The organism is Streptomyces sp. SID13726 (genome assembly GCF_010548375.1).
Taxonomy (GTDB): Bacteria; Actinomycetota; Actinomycetes; order Streptomycetales; family Streptomycetaceae; genus Streptomyces.
Map to the genome: position 1 here is coordinate 224,734 of NZ_JAAGLY010000014.1, position 21,772 is coordinate 246,505.

At 70.7% G+C, this 21,772-nt stretch carries 21 protein-coding genes and 1 pseudogene; 12 read left to right on the forward strand and 10 right to left on the reverse strand.

The window, feature by feature from the left end:
• Positions 1-107 precede the first annotated feature (107 nt).
• The 6 genes from G3I78_RS31390 to G3I78_RS31415 all read right to left on the reverse strand — a co-directional run bounded on the left by G3I78_RS31390 (position 108) and on the right by G3I78_RS31415 (position 8,652).
• Positions 108-1,586, reverse strand: coding sequence for an aldehyde dehydrogenase family protein (locus G3I78_RS31390; protein WP_164430742.1), 1,479 nt, complete (start codon positions 1,584-1,586; stop codon positions 108-110).
• Between the two features lie 36 nt (positions 1,587-1,622).
• Positions 1,623-2,654, reverse strand: coding sequence for an oligopeptide/dipeptide ABC transporter ATP-binding protein (locus G3I78_RS31395; protein ID WP_164430744.1), 1,032 nt, complete (start codon positions 2,652-2,654; stop codon positions 1,623-1,625).
• Positions 2,647-4,659 (reverse strand): dipeptide/oligopeptide/nickel ABC transporter permease/ATP-binding protein, encoded by a 2,013-nt coding sequence (locus tag G3I78_RS31400; protein WP_164430746.1) that lies wholly within the window; start codon positions 4,657-4,659, stop codon positions 2,647-2,649. Before G3I78_RS31400 ends, G3I78_RS31395 begins: the two co-directional genes overlap by 8 nt.
• Positions 4,656-5,594 (reverse strand): ABC transporter permease, encoded by a 939-nt coding sequence (locus G3I78_RS31405; RefSeq protein WP_164430748.1) that lies wholly within the window; start codon positions 5,592-5,594, stop codon positions 4,656-4,658. The genes G3I78_RS31400 and G3I78_RS31405 overlap by 4 nt, the downstream gene beginning before the upstream one ends.
• Positions 5,595-5,657: 63 nt before the next feature.
• Positions 5,658-7,283, reverse strand: a complete 1,626-nt coding sequence (locus G3I78_RS31410; protein ID WP_164430751.1) for an ABC transporter substrate-binding protein — start codon at positions 7,281-7,283, stop codon at positions 5,658-5,660.
• Positions 7,284-7,848: 565 nt separating this feature from the next.
• The gene (locus G3I78_RS31415; protein ID WP_164430753.1) at positions 7,849-8,652 is read right to left on the reverse strand and encodes an IclR family transcriptional regulator; all 804 of its coding nucleotides are present in this window, start codon (positions 8,650-8,652) and stop codon (positions 7,849-7,851) included.
• Positions 8,653-8,815: 163 nt separating this feature from the next.
• On the opposite strand from G3I78_RS31415, the gene G3I78_RS31420 reads away from it, so the two are divergent.
• The 9 genes from G3I78_RS31420 to G3I78_RS52255 all read left to right on the forward strand — a co-directional run bounded on the left by G3I78_RS31420 (position 8,816) and on the right by G3I78_RS52255 (position 16,638).
• Entirely contained in the window at positions 8,816-9,682 is an 867-nt protein-coding gene (locus G3I78_RS31420; protein WP_164430755.1) for an alpha/beta hydrolase-fold protein, read from the forward strand.
• 474 nt (positions 9,683-10,156) lie between these two features.
• Positions 10,157-11,689 (forward strand): carboxylesterase family protein, encoded by a 1,533-nt coding sequence (locus tag G3I78_RS31425; protein ID WP_164430757.1) that lies wholly within the window; start codon positions 10,157-10,159, stop codon positions 11,687-11,689.
• A gap of 37 nt (positions 11,690-11,726) precedes the next feature.
• Positions 11,727-12,305 carry a carboxymuconolactone decarboxylase family protein gene (locus G3I78_RS31430; RefSeq protein WP_164430759.1) on the forward strand — a complete coding sequence of 193 codons (579 nt, stop codon included), beginning with the start codon at positions 11,727-11,729 and terminating at the stop codon, positions 12,303-12,305.
• On the forward strand, positions 12,305-13,237 hold the full coding sequence (locus G3I78_RS31435; RefSeq protein WP_164430761.1) for an aldo/keto reductase: 933 nt from the start codon (positions 12,305-12,307) through the stop codon (positions 13,235-13,237). The genes G3I78_RS31430 and G3I78_RS31435 overlap by 1 nt, the downstream gene beginning before the upstream one ends.
• Before the next feature lie 80 nt (positions 13,238-13,317).
• The gene (locus G3I78_RS31440) at positions 13,318-14,688 is read left to right on the forward strand and encodes a DHA2 family efflux MFS transporter permease subunit (protein ID WP_164430763.1); all 1,371 of its coding nucleotides are present in this window, start codon (positions 13,318-13,320) and stop codon (positions 14,686-14,688) included.
• Positions 14,689-14,791: 103 nt separating this feature from the next.
• Positions 14,792-15,451: a LysR family transcriptional regulator gene (locus G3I78_RS31445; RefSeq protein ID WP_164430765.1), complete on the forward strand. Its 660-nt coding sequence runs from the start codon at positions 14,792-14,794 to the stop codon at positions 15,449-15,451.
• A gap of 51 nt (positions 15,452-15,502) precedes the next feature.
• On the forward strand, positions 15,503-15,763 hold the full coding sequence (locus G3I78_RS31450) for a PfkB family carbohydrate kinase (RefSeq protein WP_343243896.1): 261 nt from the start codon (positions 15,503-15,505) through the stop codon (positions 15,761-15,763).
• A gap of 283 nt (positions 15,764-16,046) precedes the next feature.
• The gene (locus tag G3I78_RS52250; protein ID WP_239158146.1) at positions 16,047-16,484 is read left to right on the forward strand and encodes a major royal jelly family protein; all 438 of its coding nucleotides are present in this window, start codon (positions 16,047-16,049) and stop codon (positions 16,482-16,484) included.
• Positions 16,435-16,638, forward strand: coding sequence for a hypothetical protein (locus G3I78_RS52255; RefSeq protein ID WP_239158147.1), 204 nt, complete (start codon positions 16,435-16,437; stop codon positions 16,636-16,638). The genes G3I78_RS52250 and G3I78_RS52255 overlap by 50 nt, the downstream gene beginning before the upstream one ends.
• A 49-nt stretch (positions 16,639-16,687) precedes the next feature.
• Here the strand turns inward: G3I78_RS52255 and G3I78_RS31460 are convergent, their stop codons facing one another.
• Positions 16,688-17,641, reverse strand: a complete 954-nt coding sequence (locus tag G3I78_RS31460; protein WP_164430768.1) for a LysR family transcriptional regulator — start codon at positions 17,639-17,641, stop codon at positions 16,688-16,690.
• Positions 17,642-17,802: 161 nt separating this feature from the next.
• Between G3I78_RS31460 and G3I78_RS31465 the strand changes: the two genes are divergently transcribed.
• Positions 17,803-18,498 carry a type 1 glutamine amidotransferase domain-containing protein gene (locus G3I78_RS31465; protein WP_164430770.1) on the forward strand — a complete coding sequence of 232 codons (696 nt, stop codon included), beginning with the start codon at positions 17,803-17,805 and terminating at the stop codon, positions 18,496-18,498.
• Between the two features lie 33 nt (positions 18,499-18,531).
• Positions 18,532-19,047: an SRPBCC domain-containing protein gene (locus G3I78_RS31470; RefSeq protein WP_164430772.1), complete on the forward strand. Its 516-nt coding sequence runs from the start codon at positions 18,532-18,534 to the stop codon at positions 19,045-19,047.
• 78 nt (positions 19,048-19,125) lie between these two features.
• On the opposite strand, the pseudogene G3I78_RS53280 reads toward G3I78_RS31470, so the two are convergent.
• From G3I78_RS53280 to G3I78_RS52955, 3 genes and pseudogenes are all read right to left on the reverse strand, one after another.
• Positions 19,126-19,533: pseudogene (locus G3I78_RS53280) on the reverse strand (class I SAM-dependent methyltransferase); the annotation flags it as partial.
• Positions 19,530-19,856, reverse strand: coding sequence for a hypothetical protein (locus G3I78_RS31480; RefSeq protein ID WP_164430383.1), 327 nt, complete (start codon positions 19,854-19,856; stop codon positions 19,530-19,532). The gene G3I78_RS31480 and the pseudogene G3I78_RS53280, both read right to left, overlap by 4 nt.
• A gap of 347 nt (positions 19,857-20,203) precedes the next feature.
• Positions 20,204-20,455: a response regulator gene (locus G3I78_RS52955; RefSeq protein WP_164430775.1), complete on the reverse strand. Its 252-nt coding sequence runs from the start codon at positions 20,453-20,455 to the stop codon at positions 20,204-20,206.
• A 288-nt stretch (positions 20,456-20,743) separates the two neighbouring features.
• On the opposite strand from G3I78_RS52955, the gene G3I78_RS31490 reads away from it, so the two are divergent.
• Positions 20,744-21,637 (forward strand): alpha/beta hydrolase, encoded by an 894-nt coding sequence (locus G3I78_RS31490; protein WP_164430807.1) that lies wholly within the window; start codon positions 20,744-20,746, stop codon positions 21,635-21,637.
• The last annotated feature ends 135 nt before the right edge of the window (positions 21,638-21,772 follow it).

The following is a 21,772-nucleotide window of genomic DNA, read 5'->3' on the forward strand; positions in this document are numbered from 1 at the left end:
TTGATGACGCACGCCATTGCAGATCCAACGGAGCCATGTGGCGTTTCTGCCCCTCTGCGCTCTGTTGCGGTACGGGCGTCCGATGCCCGCGGACGATAGGGCGAGATTCAACCGGCGTTGATGACCACGCACTTCACCTGGGTCCAGTCCTCCAGGTAGTCGGGGCCCATGGACCGGCCGAAGCCGCTGTGCTTGTAGCCGCCGAAGGGGGCGCCGATGGCTCCCACAGGGCCTCCGTCGCCGAGGGTGTTGACGGCGATCTGGCCGGCCTGGACGCGGCGGGCGAGGCGTACGGCGCGCCCGATGTCCTGGGTCCACACCGTGGCGGTCAGGCCATAGCGGGTGCCGTTGGCGATCGCGACGGCCTCCTCCTCGTCCTCGTAAGTGAGGACGGACAGCACCGGCCCGAAGATCTCCTCCTGGGCGATGCGCATCTCCGGCCGTACCTGGTCGAAGAGGGTCGGTTCGACGAAGTAGCCGTCGGTGTACGGCTGCTCGGTGAGTTTGCCGCCGCCCACGACGACCTCGGCGCCCTCCTCCCGGCCGATGGCCAGGTAGTCCAGGACCCGCCTCTCCTGGCGTGCGTTGATGAGCGGGCCCATGTCAACGGGCTGGTCCCACAGACCGACCCGTACGGCGCGGAAGGCGTCGGCGACTTCGGTGACGAGCCGGTCGTGCAGCGAGGAGTGGACCAGGACACGGGAGCCGGCGGCGCAGACCTGGCCGCTGTTCATGACGATGCTGCGGACGATCGCCGGGACCGCCTTGGTGAGGTCAGCGTCGGGCAGGACGAGCTGCGGGGACTTGCCGCCCAACTCCAGTTGCAGGGGTATGAGGTTGCGGGCGCAGGCTTCCATGACGGCGGTGCCGGTTGCGGGGGAGCCGGTGAAGCTCATCTTGCGGATGCCGGGGTGAGCGGGCAGGGCCGCGCCTGCTTCGGCGCCGTATCCGGTGACGACGTTGAGTACGCCGGGCGGGATGCCCGCTTCCTGGGCAAGGCGGGCCAGGTAGAGGGCGGTCAGCGGAGCGTCCTCGGCCGGCTTGAGGACGACGGTGTTGCCGGCGGCGATCGGGGCGGCGGTGTTGAAGACGGTCATGGGGCCGGGCGCGTTCCAGGGGATGATCGCGCCGACGACGCCGTAGGGCTCGCGCAGGGTGAGGCCGAGGACGTCCGGGGAGCGGGTGGGCAGCGTGTCTCCGAAGACCTTGTCGGCCTTACCGGCGAGGTAGGTGAGGCGGGCGGCGATGGGAGAGGGGCCGACGGGGTGGCCGACCTCCAGGGCCTCCAGGAGGTTGATCTCGTCGTCGTGCTCGCGTACCAACTCGGCCCAGCGGTGGAGGAGGTCACCGCGGGAGGCGGGACTGGTGTCGCGCCAGGCGGGGAGGGCCTGCTCGGCGGCGCGTACGGCGTCGTCGATGTCCTCGGCGGTGCCGCGTGGGACCCGGGCCAGCAGCGCGGCGGTGGCCGGGTTGACGACTTCGAGTACGGCTTCGGAGCGGGCGGGGACCCACTCGCCGTCGATCAGGTGCGTGCCGTGGGGCACCAGCGCGGGGATGTCAAAGGAGGCGGGGGCGGTGGTGGTCATCGTGGTCCTTGCGGGAGAGGGGCGGGGCCGACAGGGTCAGGCGGCCGAAGCCTTGAGCTCGTCGTAGCGGTGGCAGGCGACGGCGACCGCTTCGTGGTCGGTGAGTTCGGGCCGGCTCGTGCGGCAGAGGTCCTGGGCGAAGGGACAGCGTGGGGCGAAGTCGCAGCCCTGCTCCGTACGTCCCGAGGGCGCGACGGCGGCGACCGTACGCCGTCGCTCCGCCTGGCGGCGGCGCTGGATCTCGGGGTCCGGGACCGGGGCCGCGGCAAGCAGCGCCCTGGTGTAGGGGTGCGCGGGACGTTCGGCGATCCGGGCGGCCGGGCCGCGTTCGACCACCCGGCCTGCGTACAGGACCACGATGGTGTCGCTCAGGTAGCGCACCACGGCCAGGTCGTGCGAGACGAACAGATAGCTCAGGCCGCGGCTGAGCTTGAGCCGGGCCAGCAGGTTGAGCACCTGCGCCTGCACGGAGAGATCGAGGGCGCTGACCGCCTCGTCGCACACCACGAACTCCGGCTCCATCACCAACGCCCTCGCGATCGCGATGCGTTGACGCTGACCGCCCGAGAAAGCCGCCGGGTAGCGGTGAGCAGCGCCCGTCGGCAGGCCCACGTCGGCCAGGGCGGCCAGCACCCGCTCCCGGATGGCGACCTCGGGCAGGCCCACGTTGTGTCGTAGCGCCTCGGCGAGGGTGTCGCCGACGGTGTGGGCCGGGTTCATGGAGCCGTACGGGTCCTGGAAGACCACCTGCATCCGGCGGGCCAGCAACCGACGGTCGGCACGGGTGCTGTGCGTGATGTCAGCGCCGTCGAACTCGATGCCGCCGCCGGTCGCCGGGACCAGCCCGAGGATCGCCGAGCCGATGGTCGACTTGCCCGAGCCGGACTCGCCCACGAGTCCGACGGTCTCGCCGCGTCGCACCGTCAGATCGACCCCGCGCACGGCGTGCACCGCACCTGAGCGACGGCCCGGCCGGCGGTAGGAGACGCTCAGGTCGCGCACGTCGAGCAGGGCTGTTCCTGCGTCCGCGCCCGGCAACAGGGCGGCGCTCCGGGTGTGTTCAGTCATGGACCGTTTCTCCGATCAGCTCGACGGGCCGGATGCACCGTGCCGAGCGCTCCAGGGCCGCCAACCGGGAGATGACGACGGGCTTCTCGCGGCAGGCGTCGGTCACGCGCGGGCAGCGGTTCTGGAAGTGGCAGCCCACCGGCCACTCGGGCGGCGGCGGTACGGCACCCTCGACGGCGGGCAGCGGTTCGCCCGGCACCGCGTGGTGCGGGTCGGAACTCAGCAGGCCGGCGGTGTAGGGGTGGGCCGGTGCGGTGACGAGCGCGGTGACCTCGGCCTCCTCGACGACCTCGCCGGCGTACATCACCACGGCCCGGTCGCACAGGTCGGCGAGCACGCCCCAGTCGTGGGTGATGAGGAGGACGGCCGTGCCGGTCTTCCGGAGTTCGCGCAGGAGGTCGAGAATCTCGGCCTGTACGGTCACGTCGAGCGCGGTGGTCGGCTCGTCGGCGATGACGAGGGCGGGGTGCCCGGCCAACGCGGCAGCGATGCCCACGCGTTGGGCCATGCCGCCGGACAACTGGTGCGGGTGGCCTGCCGCGACCCGGGCCGGATCGGGCAGCCGCACCAGTTCGAACAGCTCCAGGGCACGTTGTCGGGCCTCCTTGCGGGTACAGCCGGTGTGCAGGCGGACGACCTCGGCGACCTGGGCTCCTGCGGTGAAGGACGGGTCGAGACCGGAGACGGGGTCCTGGGAGATCCATCCGATACGGCGACCTCGGACCCGGCGGAGCGAAGCGGCGTCAGCCTGTGCGAGGTCGTTCCCCTCGAACCGGATGGTGCCGGCGGTGATCTCGCCGCCTGCGGGGAGCATTCCCAGCACAGAGGTCGCCGTGACGGTCTTCCCGCAGCCGGTCTCGCCGACGATGCCCAGCACTTCGCCGGCCCGCAGGTCGAAGGAGACGTCCCGGATGACCTCGGTCGGTGTCCCGTCGATGGGCAGCGCGACCGTCAGTCCGCGGACCGACAGCAAGGCGTCCTCGGTAGGCGCGGCCAGCGCCGACACGGAGGTCCTGGGCACCTGGAGAAGGGACTGCCGAGCCGCACGGCGGCGGGAGGGCGGCTTGTCGGCCGGGGGCGCGTACCGTTCGGCGAGTGTGTCGCGCATGCCGTCGCTGAGCAGGCCGAGCGCCAGGATGAAGCTGATGATCATGAACCCGGAGGGCACGAGGAGCCACGGGTCGGTGCCGATGTTCTTGGAGGCCTCGGCGATCATGCTGCCCCAGCTGGCCTCGGTGGTGCCGAGGCCGAGGAAGCCGAGCCCGGTCTCCAGGAGTACGGCGTAGGCGCCGTACACGGAGGCCTGGACGAGGATGACTCCGGCGACGCGGGGCAGGACGTGCCGCCGGATGATGACCCGGTCCCGGATGCCGCCCGCGATCGCGGCGCGTACGTAGAGCTCCTCCTTGACGCCGAGTGTGGCGGAACGGACGACCCGGGCGAGCAGGGGGGCGCCGAGGATGCCGTTGGCGGCCATGGCGGCGCTCTCGTCGTTCGTGAACACCGAGAGGACCACGAGGAGCACGATGATGACGGGTACCGCGGATATGAGGTCGGCGGTCTTGAGTACGAGCCGGTCGAACCAGCCGCCGCGGTAGCCCGCGACCATGCCGGCCGGGACACCGAGGGTCAGATACACCGCCAGCGTGATGAGCACGCCGAGCAGGGTGACCTGGCCGCCGTGCATCAGTCGGCTCAGTACGTCCCGGCCAAGTTCCCCGGTGCCCAGCCAGTGCGCGCCGCTCGGCCCGTCGAGAGCGGCGGTCAGGTCCTGCTCGTCGGTTCCGTAAGGGGCGATCCAGCCGGCGGTGAGGGTGACGAGGAGGACCAGCAGGAGGTAGGCGGCGGAAGCCGCCGCGGCCCGTTTGCGGACGAACCGAGCGGCGAAGCTCAAAGGCCGGGACGCCGACCGCTGGGCCGCACGGGCCGTCCCGGCATCCCTCGGCTCTGCGCCCGTCAGGTTCGCGCCGTTCGGTTCCGCGCTCTTCATGTCGGTGCCCTTCATGTCCGCACCTTCGGGTTGAGCATCGTGTACACCACTTCGATCAGCAGGTTGATCAGCATCACGGTGACCGTGAAGACGAGAGCCACGCCCTGGACCATCGGGATGTCCTGGGTGGTCGCGGCGGTCACGGCCAGCCCTCCGAGACCCGGCATCACGAAGAGGGTTTCGGCGAGCACGGTGCCGCCGAACAGGGTCACCACGACCACGCCGAGCACGGTGACGATCGGGGCGGCCGCGTTGCGCAGCACATGTCGGAAGATGACCGACCGTTCCGGGATGCCGCGCGCCCGCAGCACGCGGACGTATTCACGGTTCAGCTGGTTCAGCACGCCGTCCCGGGTCTGCTTGGCCACGGGCGCCGTGGCAGGCACGCCCAGGGTGAGCACCGGCAGTACCAGTGACTCGAACCACTGCGTCGGCGAGTCGGTGAAGGGGACGTACCCCGTGGCCGGGAAGACGGGCAGCTGCACGGCGAACGCGGTCATCAGGACGAGCCCGAACCAGAAGTTGGGCACCGCGAGTCCGACCAGCGCGATGCCGTCCACGGCACGGCCCAACCAGCCGCCCTTGAGTGCGCTGAGGACACCGAGGGTGACTCCCGCGATGGCGGCCACCAGGATCGCGCCGCCGATGAGCGACAGCGTGACGGTCAGCCGGGAGCTGAGCTGGTCGCTCACGGGCACGCCGGAGGTGATCGAGTTGCCGAGGTCGCCCCGGAGGGCGTGGACCAGCCAGTCCCAGTAGCGGACGGGCAGGGGATGGTCGAGGCCGAGCTGGGCGTCGACTGCCTTGACCTGGGCGGGACTCGCGTTCGCGCCCAGGATCGTACGGCCGGGGTCGCCCGGGACCAGGCTGGTCAGGACGAACGTCAGGACGGTCACGCCGAACACCACGGGGACGGCGCCGACCAGCCAACGGAAGAGGATCCTGTGCATTTCACCTCACGGCTCTATCTGGGCCGGGCGGCCCCCTGGTCAGGGAGGGGCCGCCCGGAGCTGTTACTTGGTGGCGTAGATGGCGAGCGGACTCACGAAGGGCGCTCCCGCGCTGACCTTCACACCGCCGATGCCGGGGCGGACGTAGTAGTTGACGGGGGTGAAGGCGACCGGTGCGTACCAGGCGTTCTTCACCAAGTACTCCTGCATCTGCCGGTCGAGTTCGGCGCGTTCGGCCGGTGCGGCGGCGGCCGCCTTGTTGAAGAGGGTGGTCAGTTCGGGTGCGGTGCTGCCGAAGCCGTTGAACACCTTCGAGCCGGGCATGAACAGGTCCAGGCCCTCCAGGTACATCGGTTCCTCGGTGAACCCGCCGGAGACGGCCGGGTACTTGTGGTTGGTCTGGTTCTCGACGAAGGAGGTGATGCTGGTGACGGCGGTGACCTTCACCTTGATCCCGACCTTGGAGAGCTGACCGGCGATCGCCTCGGCCATGGTGTCGAAGCCGACGAACGTGGCCGCCAGGACGGGGAGTTCGAATCCGTCCGGGTAGCCGGCCTCCTTGAGCAGCTGCTTCGCCTTCGTCGGGTTGTAGGCGTAGTAGTCGGCGAGGTCGTCCGAGTAGCCGTCGCCGCCCTTGATGACGGTCTGCACGGTCGGCGTGCCACTGGAGCCGAGCAGGGCCTTGGTGACGGCGTCGCGGTCGATGGCGTAGTTGATCGCCTGCCGTACTCGGACGTCACCGAGCGGCTTGGACACCTCGCCGCCGCGGTCGATCAGGCTCAGGCCCTGGAGGATCACCGGCAGACCCACGGTGCTCATACCGGCGGACTTCGCGGAGGCGGCGGAGGTGTAGTCGCCCTTGTAGACATCGACCTGACCGGTCTTCATGGCGTTGACCGCGGTCTGGCCGTTCTGCACGATCCGGATCACGATCTTCTTGTAGTGCTGCTTGGACTTGTCGTAGTAGTCCGGGTTCGCGGTGTAGGTGTAGTGGTCGCTGGCCACGCTGTCGGAGGGCGAGTACATGTACGGACCGGCGCCCTGGCTGGCCTTGGTCGGCGTCAGGTTCGCCGGATCGGCCAGGCCCTTCGGACTGATGATCTGGCCGATGCCGTAGGACTGGGTCAGCAGGGTCGGCAGGATCGGGTTCGCCTTGGCGAGCTTGATGGTCAGCCCGAGGTCACCGGAGGTCGCGATCGTCGCGTCGGTCAGGTAGTGGGCCTGGTTGCCCTGGGCCTTCTTCGCGTACTCCAGCGACGCCTTCACCGCGTCGGCGGTCACCGGCGTGCCGTCGGCGAACTTCACGCCCGAGCGCAGGGTGACGGACAGCTCCTTGTTGCCGGTGCCGACGTACTTCCAGGACTTGGCCAGCGCCGGCTGCACGGTGCCCTCGGGGGAGAGGTAGAACAGCGACTCGTACGACAGCATCGTGAAGTCGACGAACCCGAGGTCGAGGCTGCCCGGGTTGAGCGTGGGCGGGGCCTGCTGTTCGGCGACGGTCAGGGTGTCACCGGCGACCTTGGTACCGCTGGTGGAGCCACTGCCGGCGGCGGCTCCACCGGTGCCTCCTCCGCACGCGGCGAGTGTGAGGGTGAGGGCGGTGCACAGAGCGGCAAGGCCGCCGCCGGGTCGGATGGACCGGCGCGTTCTCGGTGCGGCGGGTCGGGGTGCGGCATCGTGGGACGTCATTGTCTCTCCTTGCTCTGAGCCAGGCGGGCGTGGCCTCGGACTCGGACGGGGGACCGACGGGGTCCGCCCGCCACGGAGGTCGGCTCCGCGTATGTCGGCGGACCAACAGGGATATGAGCAGGCCTGAGAGGCGTGTTCCGGATCCCGGTTTCAGGAGTCGGGTGTGCCGGTGGCGTCCTGTGGGGCGTCCGCCTGCGCCTGTTCTGCGGGAGTGGGCGAGTCGGCCGTCGGGCCGAAGAGGGAGTGGTCGCGTCGCGTGGACCGCCGCGTGACCACGGCCGGGGGCCGTGCGGGACGCGCGGTGACTGATGAGCGGCGCCGAACCGGAGGTGATCCCGCTGCTCGCGAGGGTGGGGCTCAGGGCTACTGCCGCACCGGGGGCTGGCCGGTGAACCAGGACGAGGGCGGCCCGGTGCTGTAACCCTGCTGAAACGCTGCGGTGGTGTCTACAGGTCGTACAAGACCAAGTTGGTCACGGATCCGAAAGATAAGTGTGCGGGCCCCGCGATGTACAGTGTGGCCGCCGTGTCGCGGGCGGCTTCACCGGGCCCGATTCATGGCCGTATCAGCCCAGCAGGCCGTGCAGCGAGTCCGCGGTCGCCCGGACGAGATCGGTCCAGCCCAGGAGCGTCTCGCGGGACTCCAGGTAGGTGATGGCGGAGATGCTGACGCCGCCGATGACCGTGCCCTTGGCGTCCCGGACCGGGGCGCCGATGCAGTGCACGCCGATTTCGTTTTCCTCCTCGTCGAGGGCGAAGCCCTGTTCGCGTACCCGGGCGAGTTCGGTGCGCAGGGCGTCGAGGTCGGTGATGGTGTGTTCGGTGCGGGCCGACAGGCCCACCCGCTGCATCAGGTCGGTGAGTTCGTCGTCGCTCAGGCTGGAGAGGATGCATTTGCCGATCGATGTGGCGTGCAACGCCAGTTGCATGCCCACGCGCGACGAGGTCTGCACCGGCTTCGGGCTGGCGACCTTGATCAGGCAGGTCGCGGCGTCCCCGGTCCGTACCCCGAGGTGCACGGTGTTGCCGACCCGCCTGTTGAGCACTTCGAGTTCGGCCCGCATCACCTGGTCCTCCTCGCAGCCCTGGGTGACGCGGGCGGCGAGGGCCCGCAGTCTCGGCCCTGGGCCGTAGCCGCCGCTGCCGTCCGAGGCCAGGAAGGACGTCGACACCAGGCTGTTCAGGATGCGGTGCGCGCTGGCCTTGGGTACCCCGGCGGCCGCCGCGACCTCGCCGAGCCGGTGCGGGTAGCCGGGTGCCACCGCGGCTTCCAGCAGGTTGAGCGCCTTGTCGGTGGCGTTACCCGCGTTGGAGCTGCGTCCTCCTCGGCCTCGTGTCTGTGAGTCCTCTGCAGTTTCGATCCCCGCCATTGACAAGCTCCCGTCGCACGGTTTCACTGATGGACGTTCCGCTAAAGGATACGCCATTCTGCGTAATGGAACGCCGCCCGGAGTGGCAGGGCCGGAGGGCTGCCGGCACCGCCCCGGAGGATCCCGGGCTTCTGTGTGAGACCCACCGAGAGGACAGCACACCGTGGCAGAGAAGGTCCACAAGGTACGCACCACGCCGGAACAGATGGCAGAGATCGAGCAGCAGTGGATCGACGAGGTCCGAGAGGACCAGGAACTCACCACCTTCGGTCTCTACCCCCAGCCCTCGCGCGGCAGCGCGGACGCCCAGGGCAGCTACCAGCTCTACCTGCCGCCCCAGTACGAGACCGAGCCCGAACGGCGCTTCCCTGTCATCTACTGGCTGCACGGCGGGTTCAGCAACGCCCGCCAGGGTTCCGAAATGGTTGCGCGAATCGACAAGGCCGTCCGCGGCGGGGTGATACCGCCGACGATCGTCGTCGTCCCGCAGATCCTGCCGATCGGCTGGTACGTCGACTCCAAGGACGGCGCCCGACCGCTCGCCCAGATCACCGCCTTCGACCTGGTCCACCACATGGACGGCACCTACCGGACGATCCCCGAGGCCGCCGCCCGTACCGTCGAGGGCTTCTCCATGGGCGGATTCGGCGCCCTGCACCTCGGCCTCAAGTACCCGAAGACCTTCGGCAGGGTGTCCGCGGTCGCCCCCGCGATCCTGCGCGACCTCAAGGACGAACCCGAGGACCGCGTCAACAACACCTACTTCGGCGACCAGGAGTACTACGACCTCTGCCACCCCTGGAGCCTGGTGCTGGCCAACGCCCCTGAGCTGCGCCGCACCAGCCAGGTCCGCCTGCTGTCCGGCCGCCTCGATACCCGCCTCGCGCCGACCATCCGGGACCTGGACGCCCGCTTCACCGACCTCGACGTCGCGCACGACTTCTTCGAGTTCCCGGACGCCGACCACGAGTACCCCGACATCATGGACGGCTACGGAGACAAGTACTACGCCTGGTGGCGCACCGCCTGATCCGGCTACGGCACCCCCTCCCGCGTGTCGCGTGGGCGGATGATTCTGGGCCCGACGATGCCCTGAACATCCCCCCGCCACTTTTCCGCTCGGCAGGCGGAGCGCGTGAACCGGCGGCGGGCGGGCTCCGTGGGCAGCCCAGAGGCCTGCCTCGGCCACGTCCCCGTCCCCGGCGGTCCGACCCGCGTTGCAGTGTCCGCGCCCAACTCGTCGCCCATGAGGCCGAGTTCGCCGGCCGTCACTACGTTCCGAGCCGGTCGCTCCACGACGATGGAGAGCGCACCGTGTGCCCCGGCGGCATCCCGGGGCACACGGCGCTACTCCAAGATGCTGTTTCCCCGCTTCCTTCGCCGTGGTCGCGGCGCATGCACGGTCGAGCCGAAGCACCCGTGCTCAGGCCTCGCGTGCGTCGCCCGCTCACCACGGTCGGCCATGCCCGGATCATGGCCCAACCCTCCTGGAAAGAGAAAGCGCATGACCCTTCCGTGCCCGACTGCGCGCACCGCGTACGGACTCGTCTCCGGGACCGAGGCCTTCCTGTCCGGTGTCACGGTGTTCAAGGGAGTGCCGTACGGGGCGAGCACCGCGGGCCCGAACCGCTGGCGCCCGCCGCTCCCACCGGCTCGCTGGGACGGGACACGGCTTGCCGACACCTTCGGCCCCATCTGTCCCCAGCCCCCCTCCAACCTCGCCGACCCCGCTCTCCCGCGCGGTGAGGACTGTCTCAACCTGAACATCTGGACCGCCGCCGGGCAGCCGGACGAACGCCTCCCCGTCCTGGTCTGGCTGCACGGCGGTCGCTTTCTCTACGGCTCCGGGGCCGATCCGCAGTACGACGGTTCCGCCCTCGCCGCCCAGGGCCTGGTGGTCGTCACCGTCAACAGCCGCCTCGGCGTCCTGGGTTACCTGGCCACACCGGAACTCAGCGCCGAATCCGCCGACGAGACCTCCGGCAACTACGGCCTGCTCGACCAGATCGCCGCCCTGCGCTGGGTGCGGAGCAACATCGCGGCCTTCGGCGGCGATCCGGAGCGGGTCACGATCGCCGGGCAGTCGTCCGGTGCTGCGTCCGTGATGGACCTGGTCTACTCCCCGTTCGCGGCCGGCCTGTTCCACGGCGCCGTCGCGGACAGCGCCGTACTGCACCCCGGGGACCCGGCGATCGCTACGCTGGCCCCTTCCCACCGCACCCTCGCGCAGGCGGAGCGGGACGGGACCGTCTACGCCCGCGCGTGCGGTGCCGACGCGCCCGGGCAGTTGCGGGCCCTGCCGGTCGAGACGGTGCTGGCGGGCAGCGCGGCCGACGACCCCCGCATCCCCGGCACTCCGCCGCCCCCGCTGTTCCGGCCGGTCGTCGACGGCGCGGTGCTGCCCGACACCTACGCCGGAGTCCTGGCCGCCGGCACCCAGAACGACGTACCGCTGCTCCTCGGGAACAACCGTGACGAGAGCGGAGCGGGACCGGGTGTCAAGCTGACCGTCGCGGAGTACGAACGCAGGGCGGCCGGCCGGTACGGGGACTTCGCGGCGGAGTTCCTGACGCTGTACCCGGTGACGACCGACACCGCCGCGAGCGCGCAGCACACCGCCGCCCGCGCCGACTCGGCGCGCACCAGCACCCATCTGTGGGCGCAGGAGTGGGCCAATGGCACCGAGAGCCCCGTCTTCACCCACTTCTGGACCCGCACCCCGCCCGGCCCCGAGGGAGCGGCGCGCGGGGCGTTCCACGGCTCCGAGATCCCCTACTTGCTCGGATCCCTGCACGCCCTGGACCGGCCGTGGGCCGAAGAGGACCGGCAGACCTCGACGCTCCTGACCGCATACCTGGTCAACTTCGCGACGAACGGCGATCCCAACGGCCCGGATCTGCCCGCCTGGCCCACGACCCGCTCCGACCGGCCCGAGGTCTTCGAGACCGGTCATGGCTGGGCCCCGATCCCCCTGGCCGAGCCAGCGCGGACGGACTTCCACCGCCGTTTCCTCCGGGCCCGGACCACCACCTGGTGACCCACCCCTGTACCTCTTCTCGAAAGGCAGCAAGACCGTGCGACTGACCCCGCTGACCAGCCTCACCCCCGACCAGACCGAGCTCCTCGAAACCATCGTCGGCCCCGGTGTCGAAGAAGCCCCGCCGCCCTTCCTCGTCTGGGCGCGCAACATGGAACTGGCCCACTGGGTGGAGAACCTGGGCGCCTACTGCCGTAACGAGTCGCGCTTCCCGCGGCGGCTGCGCGAGCTGAGTGTGCTGATCGCGGGCCGCCACTTCGACAGCCAGTCAGCGTGGAACGCCCACATCCAGCAGGCGGTCGCGGAGGGCGTCCCGGCGGAGTGCCTGGAGCGTCTCGCGCGCGGTGAGGACCCGCAGTTCAAGGCCGAGGACGAGCGCGTCTTCCACGCCTTCGCCCACGAGATGCTCTACGACCACTTCGTCACGGACGAGACCTACGCGGAGGCGCTGGCGCTCTTCGGGGAAGCGGGCGTGCTGGACCTGATCGGCTGCATCGGCAGCTTCTCCATGTCCGCGATGATGCTCAACACCTTCCGGGTTCCGCTGAGGCCGCACCTGCCGCGTCCGTTCGCCGACGTGGACGGCTTCCGCAAGGTTGCCGGGAGTGAGGGCTGATGCCGCGTTCGCCGCTGCAGATGCTCGACGGACTGCTCAGCCAGGAGGACATGGAGAGCGCGGCGCACCGCTTCGTCCTCGGAGGCCCATTCGGCGCGGAGCCCTCCGACGTCTCCGCCGCACGGCTCGCCCACTTCGCAGACGCCGGCGGGCTCCTGGTCGAGACCTCGCACAGCTACGCCAAGGGACAGGCCGAGGAAGCGATCGGCCCCTGGCTTCGCAGAAACCCCGGCACGCTGGGCGTCGCGACCAAGATCGGCCACGACTTCACCGGCGCGGACATCCCGCTCACCCGCGACACCGTCCACGGCCATGTACGAGCCGCGCTGCGGACCCTGGGCGTGGAGACCATCGACGTACTCCTCTACCACTGCGACGATCCCGCCAGATCCGTCGCCGAACTCGCCGACACCCTGGTGAGCCTCGTCGAGGCCGGACACGTCCGCCGCGTCGGAGCCTCCAACTGGCAGGCGCAGCGCCTGTCCTCGCTCGCCACCGAGCTGGCCGGGCGGGGCCACACGCCCGTGGCCAGCTACCAGTTCAGCCTCGCCGAACCCGACCTGGCCCTGCTCGGCGGCAGCCTGCACGCGGACACCGCCGTCCTCGACGTCGTCCGCGCACACCGGCTGCCGCTGCTCGCCTGGTCGGCACAGGCCCGCGGCTACTTCGCACACAGCGAGCCGCGGGAGGTCAACGGCAGGCCGGACCCTTACGACACCGAGGACAACCGCGCCCGACGGCTCCGCTGCCGGGAACTCGCCGGGCAACTGGGCACCCGGGCCGAGACGGTGGCCCTGGCCTGGACCCTCCAGCACACGCAGGTCTGGCCGTCCATCGGCTCGCGGACCACGGACCAGATCGACCGCTCGCTGGAGGCCCGCAGTCTCCGCCTGACCGACGACCAGGTCCGCTGGCTCCGGCACGGCCGGTGACGCCCGCCGCCCGCCGGACCGGGCGCAGGGGCTTACCGCCGCTCCGTCGCCCGGTCTCCCCCAGGATCGCGGTGTGCGGTGTGTTCATCGCCGCGAACTTCATGGCGATCATGGACACCACGATCGTCAACGTGGCCCTCCCGGCCCTCGGCCGTGACTTCGCCGTGGACACCTCCGGTCTGAGTTCCGTGAACGTGGGCTACCTCGTGGCCATGGCGGTCTGCATCCCCGTCTCGGGTTGGCTCACCCACCGCTTCGGCACCCGGCGCACCACCCTGACCGCGCTGCTGCTGTTCACCGTGGCTTCGGCTCTGTGCGCCACGGCCGGTTCGATGCCGTCGCTCACGGGATACCGAGTCCTGCAGGGCGTAGGCGGCGGCCTGCTCGCGCCCGTCGGCATGACGATGATGCTGCGCGCCTTCCCCGTGGCCGAGCGGCTTCGCGCACAGAAGTACGTCATGCTGCCGACCGCCGTCGCGCCCGCCCTCGGCCCGGTGCTGGGCGGCTGGCTCGTGGACACCGTCTCCTGGCACTGGGTCTTCCTTGTGAACTTGCCCGTCGGCGCGCTCGCCCTGCTGTTCGGCCTGTGGACCCTGCCCGACTTCCCCGGCCCGGGCGCGCCCCGCTTCGACCTGCCCGGTTTCGTGCTGGCCGGCGGTGGTTTCGCCGCGGTCCTGTCCGCCCTGACCAGGGCCCCGGACCGGGGGTGGGGGAGCGAGTACGTCCTCGTCCCACTGCTGGGCGGTACCGCACTGCTGGCACTGACCGTGCCGTGGGAGCTGTGCACCCCCCACCCCATGATCGATCTACGGATCCTGGACGACCAGCTCTTCCGCACCACCCAGCTCTCCCTCCTCCCCATGGGCGCTGCCTTTGTGGGCGTCCTCTACCTCTACCCGCAATTCCTCCAGACGGGCCTGGGCTACGACGCCCTCCACTCGGGCCTCGCCACCTTCCCGGAGGCGCTCGGCATGCTGACCGCCTCCCAGTTGGCGTCCCTATTGCACGACAGGGTCGGCCCAAGCCGTCTCATGACGGCCGGCGGCGGCGCGGCCACCCTCGTCATCGTGTTCCTGGCGATCGGAGTCGGCGCCCTGCCGTCCCTCGTGCTCTACCCGTCCATGTACCTGCTCGGCTGCTCCGTCGGCCTCCTCTTCGCCAACGGTCAGAACGCCGCCTTCGTCACCGTCCCGGCCGCCCGCACCGCCGACGCCACGACCCTCCTCAACATGCAACGGCAGCTCGCCGGGGCTTGCGGAGTGGCCCTGGCCGCCACCCTGGCCGCCGGCGGCTTCCGCACCGGACTCCTCACCATGGCGGGGGTCAGCGGATGCGCCTGCGTCCTCGCCCTGCGCGTCAACGACCGCCGGGTCCGTGACGGGTATCGCGCCGACGCCGCTCAGGACGCCCCCGACGAGTCGATGCGGATGGGGCATGCGGCGGACCCGTGACGCCGCCGTATGCTGGGCGTCTCGATGAGTGGGACGCGATGTCCGGACAGTGGGCAACGGGGTGTTCCACGCCCGACGGCGGTGTGTGGGTGGGGTGTTCGCAGTGCTCAAGACCGAGGACCAGTTGGAATGGTTCGTCCTCTTCCTCGCCGTGGTGGACACCAGCAGCTTCGGTGCGGCCGCTGAGGCGACGCACCGCTCGCAGCCGCGAGTGAGCCAACACGTTGCCGCGTTGGAGCGGGAGGCCGGGGGCGTGCTGTTCGATCGGCGCAAGCGTCCCTTCGCGCTCACCGACGCTGGTGGTGCGCTCGCCGACCACGCCCGCCGCGTCCTGGGCGAGCTGCACGCGGCGGAAGAAGCCATGGCCGCGCGGCGCCGCACCGCGCGGGGCGTCGTGACGCTCGGCCGCTACCCCAGCCCGAGCGCGGCGTTCGTTCCTCGCGTCCTCGGTGGGCCTGCCCGGACCACCCCGGACATCGAGGTGATTCTCTCTGACCACTCCATCCCGGTGCTGGACGACGCGTTCGCGGCCGGGCGCATCGACGTCTGCCTGCGGCCCCTGCCCCCGCCCCGGATCTCCAAGTCCCTGCGCCACCAAGTCCTCTGGCGGGAACCACTGGTCGTCGTCCACCCGCCGACACACCCTCTCGCGGCCCTCCCGGAGCCGTTGGCGATCGCTGTCGCCGAGTTCCCGGTGTGCTCGCGGGCGAGGAGACTCCCGAGACGGTGCTGCGCGTGCTGCGCCGCCGCGGCCCGAAGATGATCGTGCTGAAGCTGAGGGGAGCAAGGTGCACCCGTCGGGGACAGGGAAGAGGTGACACACATCCCGGCCCACCGCGCTACATCCGTCGACGCCTCCGGCGCCGGTGACACCTTCGACGGAGCGTTCGCCGGCCGCCTGGTCGAGGGCGTCTCACCTGCGGAGGCCGCACGGTACGCGGCGGACGCCGCGGCCCTCACCGCCACCGGGCATGGAGCAGTCCGGCCGATTCCCGGCCGCGCGGGGGTGCTCAGCCGTCTGAACCGCCCGAACAGGGCGGACGACGGACTCTCCCGAGGAAAGGCACACGCATGAAGCGACGTACGTTCATCGCCGCGACCACGATGTCGCTGGCCGCCACGGGGCTCGTCGGCCGGCGTATGCGTCCCCGGGGCGTCGACCCGCCTGCGAAGTGGTTCACCGCTTCCGGGACGCGATGCCCACCGACGTCACCGTCTCCCGCCACGGCCGGATCTTCGTCAACTTCCCTCGCCGGGGGCGATGTCCCCTTCACCGTTGCGGAGATCCACGACGGCAGAGGGGCGGCCTACCCGGACGCGGAGATGAACCGCGAGAACGCCGCCGAACGGGAAGCCCGTTGTTCGCCCCTTCCTCTTGCGGTGGCCCCAAGCTGCTCTGCGTAGACCTGGAGACCGACCGCATCGTACGGAAGATCCCCTCCAACGTGGTGCCGGCCGACGGCTGTCCGAACGACGTGCGCCTCGACCCGCGGCGAGGCGCGGAGGGCATGGCCTTCATCACCGACTCCGGGGGCGACAACGGCATCGTCGTGGTCGACCTGGCGACGGGCCGCTCATGGCGCCGGTTGGCCGGGGACCCCTCGGCGCTGCCCGATCCGGACTTCCTGCCCGTCATCGACGGCCGGCCCTTCATGAACCGTCCCGCAGGTGCCGCGCCGACCCACTACGAGGTCGGCTCGGACGGCATCGCCCTCAGCGACGATCGTGGACCTGGGGTACAAGCCCATGGCGGACGGCCTGGAGAGCGACGACAAGGGCCGGCTCTACGGCGGTGACCTGGAGCACGACGTCCTGTGCCGCCGTAACCCGGACGGCACCTGCGACCCCCTCGCTCAAGGGCCGGAGCTGGTCTGGATCGACACCCTCTCCGTCGCCTCCGACGGCCACCTCTACGCCATCGCCATGTACGGATCGACGCGGCTCCGGTGACGGGCGCCACCTCTGGGACCAGGCCGCCTCTTCGGAAGGCGGCCTGGCCCTACCAAGCGCGGGCCGCCTTTCGGAGGAGGCTGCCGACGCGGAGCACGTCGGGGTTGGCGTCGGCACCGGGCCGCTGGACCAAGAAGAGGGTGTTCAAGGGCGGCTCCTCCGGGTCGTGCAGGAGCGCCAGCCGGCCCGAGTCCAGGTACTCCTGGCACAGCGAGCGGGGCAGCACGCTGTAGCCGGCGCCGGCGTTGACGGCCGACAGCACCGCGTACAGGTTGGGCACGGTGAGGGCGGGACGGGCGGTGAGCTGTCTGCCGAAGACGCTACGCCAGTAGCGTCGGACGATCGGTAGGTCCTCGGCGTAGGTCACCATCGGAACCTCGCGCAGCGCCGTGCACAGGCCGTCAGCAGTGTGGGACTGAGCGACGACCCGTTCGGCCCAGGCGGGGCTCGCGACCAGGACGTACTCCTCGTCGGCGAGCGGTACGGATTCCAGCGCCCGGCCCCGCGGGCGTCGGGTGGCGATGACCAGGTCGTGCCGGCCCGAGCGCATCTCTTCCAACAGCGGCTCGGGGAGGCCCTGGGTGACCCGTAGCTGGACGCCGTCGGTGACCAGCGGGACCAGGGCGGGCAGCACCCGCACACACAGCAGCTCCGACGGGCCGGCCAGATGGACGGGGGCCGCCACGGCGCCGGTGCCCTCCAGGCCGGCCAGGGCGTCCAGCGGGCCGGCGAGCTGCCCGGCCAGCTCGTGGGCGTACGGGGTCGGTTCGACACCCCGCGGCAGCCGGGTGAACAGGTCGCGACCGGTCTGCTGTTCCAGCGTGCGGATCTGCGCCGTCACGGTCGGCTGGGAGAGCCCGAGCCCGGGTGCCGCAGCCGTGAAGGATCCGGTCCTGTACACGGCCAGGAACGTGCGCAGCAGATTCAGGTCGGCGTGCGACGGCAGCTGCCGGCTGCCCGCCGCGACAGCCACGTCCCGGGCCACGCCCGTCTGGTTCTTCATGGTGTCCAGCTTAGCGACTGCTCGCATCGGAGTTCCGATAGCAGGGATCGGCTTCCCTATTGGTATCCGTATGGCATTCGGGCCTACCTTCGTGGTGGTCGCCGAGTGGCGGCGCACGGCCCTTGTGGCGACGATACGGCTACGGACACGGGAGAGAGCACGTGGCGAAGATCCTTTTCGTGATGAGCGGTGCGGATCGGTGGACTCTTGCCGACGGCACGACCCACCCCACCGGTTTCTGGGCGGACGAGGCAGTCGTTCCGTACGAGGCGTTCCGGTCCGCCGGCCATGAGATCACCGTCGCCACTCCGAGCGGCGTGATCCCGCAGGCCGACCCGGCCAGCCTCACTGCGGGCGCCAACGGCGGCGAGGACGGCGCCCGTGCCGTCCGGATCGTCGTCGACAGCGCCCCGGAGTTCCGGAGCCCGGTCGCGCTGAGCGGCGTACGACTCGAGGACTTCGACGCGGTGTATGTACCCGGCGGACACGGCCCGATGGAGGACCTGGCGGTCGACGCGGACTCCGGCCAGATCCTCGCCGGGGCGCTGCGTGCCGGTCTGCCGGTGGGGGTGGTCTGCCACGGCCCGGCCGCACTGCTCGCAGCCGTCGGGAAGGACGGCGCGAACGTGTTCGCCGGTTACCGGATCACCGCGTTCAGCAACACCGAGGAACGGCTGGCCGGAAGCGCCGACAACGCGAAGTGGCTGCTGCAGGACCGGCTGACCGAGGCCGGCCTGAAGGTCGAGGTGGGCGAGCCGTGGGCCGCGCACGTCGAGATCGACCGCAATGTCGTCACCGGGCAGAACCCGGCCTCCTCCGGCCCGCTCGCGACCGAACTCCTCAAGAAAATCAACTGACACCACACCACACCACACCGCAAGGACACTTTCATGACCACGCAGAACGCGATCAACTGGCCCGAGAAGTACCTGCCCGGCACCGGCAACAACTTCGTCTCCAACGAGGTGATCGTCCAGGGCGTCACCACTGCCCGGGTCTGGCACTACCTCACGGACACCTCCACCTGGGAGTCGTACTACGACAACGTCGCCGACATCTCCTTCCCGCAGGGTGGCGGCCCGGAGCTGAAGGGCGACCAGGTCTTCAGCTTCGGCACCTTCGGCTTCCCGCCGCTGGCCGCCCACGTCATCGAGTTCCAGGAGCCCGCGGACGGGATACCGGGCCGCCTGTCCTGGACCGCGAAGCAGGATGGCAAGCCCGAGGAGCGACTCGACGTGCTGCACGCCTGGCTGGTGGAGGACCTGCCCGGCGGCCGGGTCCGCATCCTCACCCAGGAGACCCAGATCGGCGAACCTGCCGCCGCCCTGGCCCAGGAGCGCCCCAACCCGATGCTCAACGGCCACCAGGCATGGCTTGACGGTCTGATCCGCGTCGCGTCGGAGTGACCATCCCGGGTGCGCCCGCCACAGCGGGGGCACCCGGTCTCGGTTACCCACCGCGCTGCAGGCGCGGGCGTGCGTGAAGGCGTCCACGCAGATGACTCCGTGCGCACAGCCGTCCGGCAGACCGGTGTCCTGGAGCGAGGCCACGCGGAAGTCGGCGGGGACGCCGAAGTGGGCGCGGCGCCGGGTGGCTTGGTCGACGGCGACGGGGGAGACGTCGAGGCCTTCCAGACGGACGGCCAGCGCGCGGGCGAGCCACAGTCCTACGCCGCCGATCCCGCAGCCCGCGTCCACGAGGAGCTGTCCGGGCCGCATCCGCAGCCGGGCGGCCATCAGTCCCAGCAGTGCCCAGCCGCACGAGGAGGAGGGAGTGACCTCCTCGGGATAGTCGTCGCCCATCGCCGTGGCGTACAGGAGTGCGGGCAATCCGGAGCGGGCCCGCGCGGTGTGTCGGGCGTCGTACTGGCCGGAGAGGTCGGAAAGCGTCATCGGGGCATGGTCCTTCGGATACGGGAGCGGGCACCGGGGCAGATGACCTGCAGCGCGTGGATCGGTGCGGTGGCCTCGGACAGATCGAGGACCACCGGTTCGTGCCCGGTGACGTGGGCGACCCGCCGGGCCACGTCCTCAGCCTGGTCGGTGAAGGAGTGCAGCGACGGCCCGAAGCGGGCGATCGCCTCGGGCCAGGTGGCGCGCCCGGCGGTACTCGTCGGCCGGAAGGGCGGGAGGTCGAACGAACCGCCCGGCGGGAATCGGAGGAGATACTCGAGCTCCAGTTCCGTGGGACGAATGCCCCTGAGGCCCACCCCCATGACCCCACGTGACCGTGCCCGAAACGATCGCCGTGCCACCGCGGCTGAGAAGGCGATCTGTTTCATAGCTCTGCGTGGGGCAACCTTTCATGATCGGGCGCGGACAGGGTGAGTGATGATCGCTGGGTCGGATGTGTCCTGGCGTGGGCCTGAGGCGTGGTGGTGCAACTGAGAGGCTGCACGAAGATCCTTACGGGGTGTGGTCCGTCACATGCCCGTATCGCGGAAGCCCTCACGGCCCTGCCCCGGAATCCGTCGGTCGGCCTGCCGCGCGAGGTTCAGGTGATGATCGCCGACCAGCTGCGCGAGGCCGGCCCGGCCCATGCCGCGCGGAGCGCCGCCGCCTACTACGAACTGGCCCGCTCAGGAGCAGTGGAGGACCTTGCCTTCTCCCAGGCCGCGCGGGCCCGCAGCTCCCGGCACACGTCCAGGCCGTCGATGTCCGGCAGCCCGAGGTCCAGCAGCACCAGGTCGGCCGCCGGTGCCAGGAGCGCGCCCTGCCCGGTCGGTGCCCAGGTCACGTGGTGGCCGTAGCGGGCCAGAGCGTGCCGCAGGGAATCGGCCACGGTCGGATCGTCCTCGACGAGGAGTACGTGCACTGTCTTCTCCTGAGGGGCTGTGCACACGGTGGGGGGAGGGGGCCTTGACGACTCCGACCCCAAGGTAGGCGCACGCCCCGCGGTTTCCGTCCGCCGCAGGACCGACTCCGGCAGGGGCGAGTGGTACGGCCGCAGTAGGTGCCGTACTCCCGGCGCCGAGCCTCGCCACGACGATCCGCACCGCGTCCTCTCGCGCACCGGGCGAAGCTCCCCCTTGCGCCCCGGACGACCGGCGTCCATCATCAGGAATCCTGTTAGTTTAACTTTGTAGCGATGGGTGGCCGAGTCATGCCGTTCAGCCCCGGATTCCAGGCCAGAGGGATTCAGCTCCTGCTCGGCCGCATGATGTCCCGCGTCCACAAGGACCTGCGGTTCACCGACATCCCCCGGCGCACCGAGACCCTGCGGGTGGAGACCGGCGCCGGACCGGTGACCTGCACCGTCTACCGCCCGCCGGCCGGCACGGACACCCCGCCGCCCGTCTACGTCAACTTCCACGGCGGCGGATTCGTCGTCGCCCGGCCCGAGCAGGACGACCACATCTGCCGCCGCATCGCCGCCACCGCGGGCTGTGTCGTGATCAACGTCGACTACGCCGTCGCCCCGCAGCGGCAGTTCCCCGTACCCGTCACCCAGGCCTACGACGTCACCGCGTGGGTCGCCGCGAACGGTACCGCGGGCGGCTGGGACGGTACGCGGCTCGCCGTGGGCGGACACAGCGCCGGAGCCAATCTGACCGCCGCGGTGTGCCGTCTGGCCAGGGAGCGCGGCGACTTCGCGCCCCGGCTCCAGATCCTCGACTCGGCGCCGCTCGACCAGTTCGCCGACCCGGCGACCAAGCGGTCCGTCGTCGCCAAGCCGCTGCTCAGCCCGCAGCTCATGCGGATCTTCACCGCGGCCTACGTCCCGGACCCGGCCGACCGGGCCCATCCCCTGGTCTCACCCGCCCTCGCCGACGACCTCGCCGGACTTCCGCCCGCCCTGGTCGTCACGGCGGAGAACGACCGGCTGCGCGACGAGGGCGACGCCTACGCCAAGGCCCTGGAGGCGGCGGGCGTCCCGGTCACCCACCGGGTCTTCGCGGGCGCCGACCACTACTTCACGCACACCGGCCCGGTACCCACGGGGAAGGAGGCCATCGACCTGATGGCCTCCACCCTGCGCACCGCCCTGAGCGCCTGACCTCAGTTGCCGGGGACGGCGAGGTCGCCCTCGATGTACTGGGCGCGTCCGAAGCCGAACGACCAGTCCTGCGGGTTGTTCTCGATGATGCTGAGGAAGACGTCCTCGCCGCGGATGCCGAGGGCTTCCAGGTGT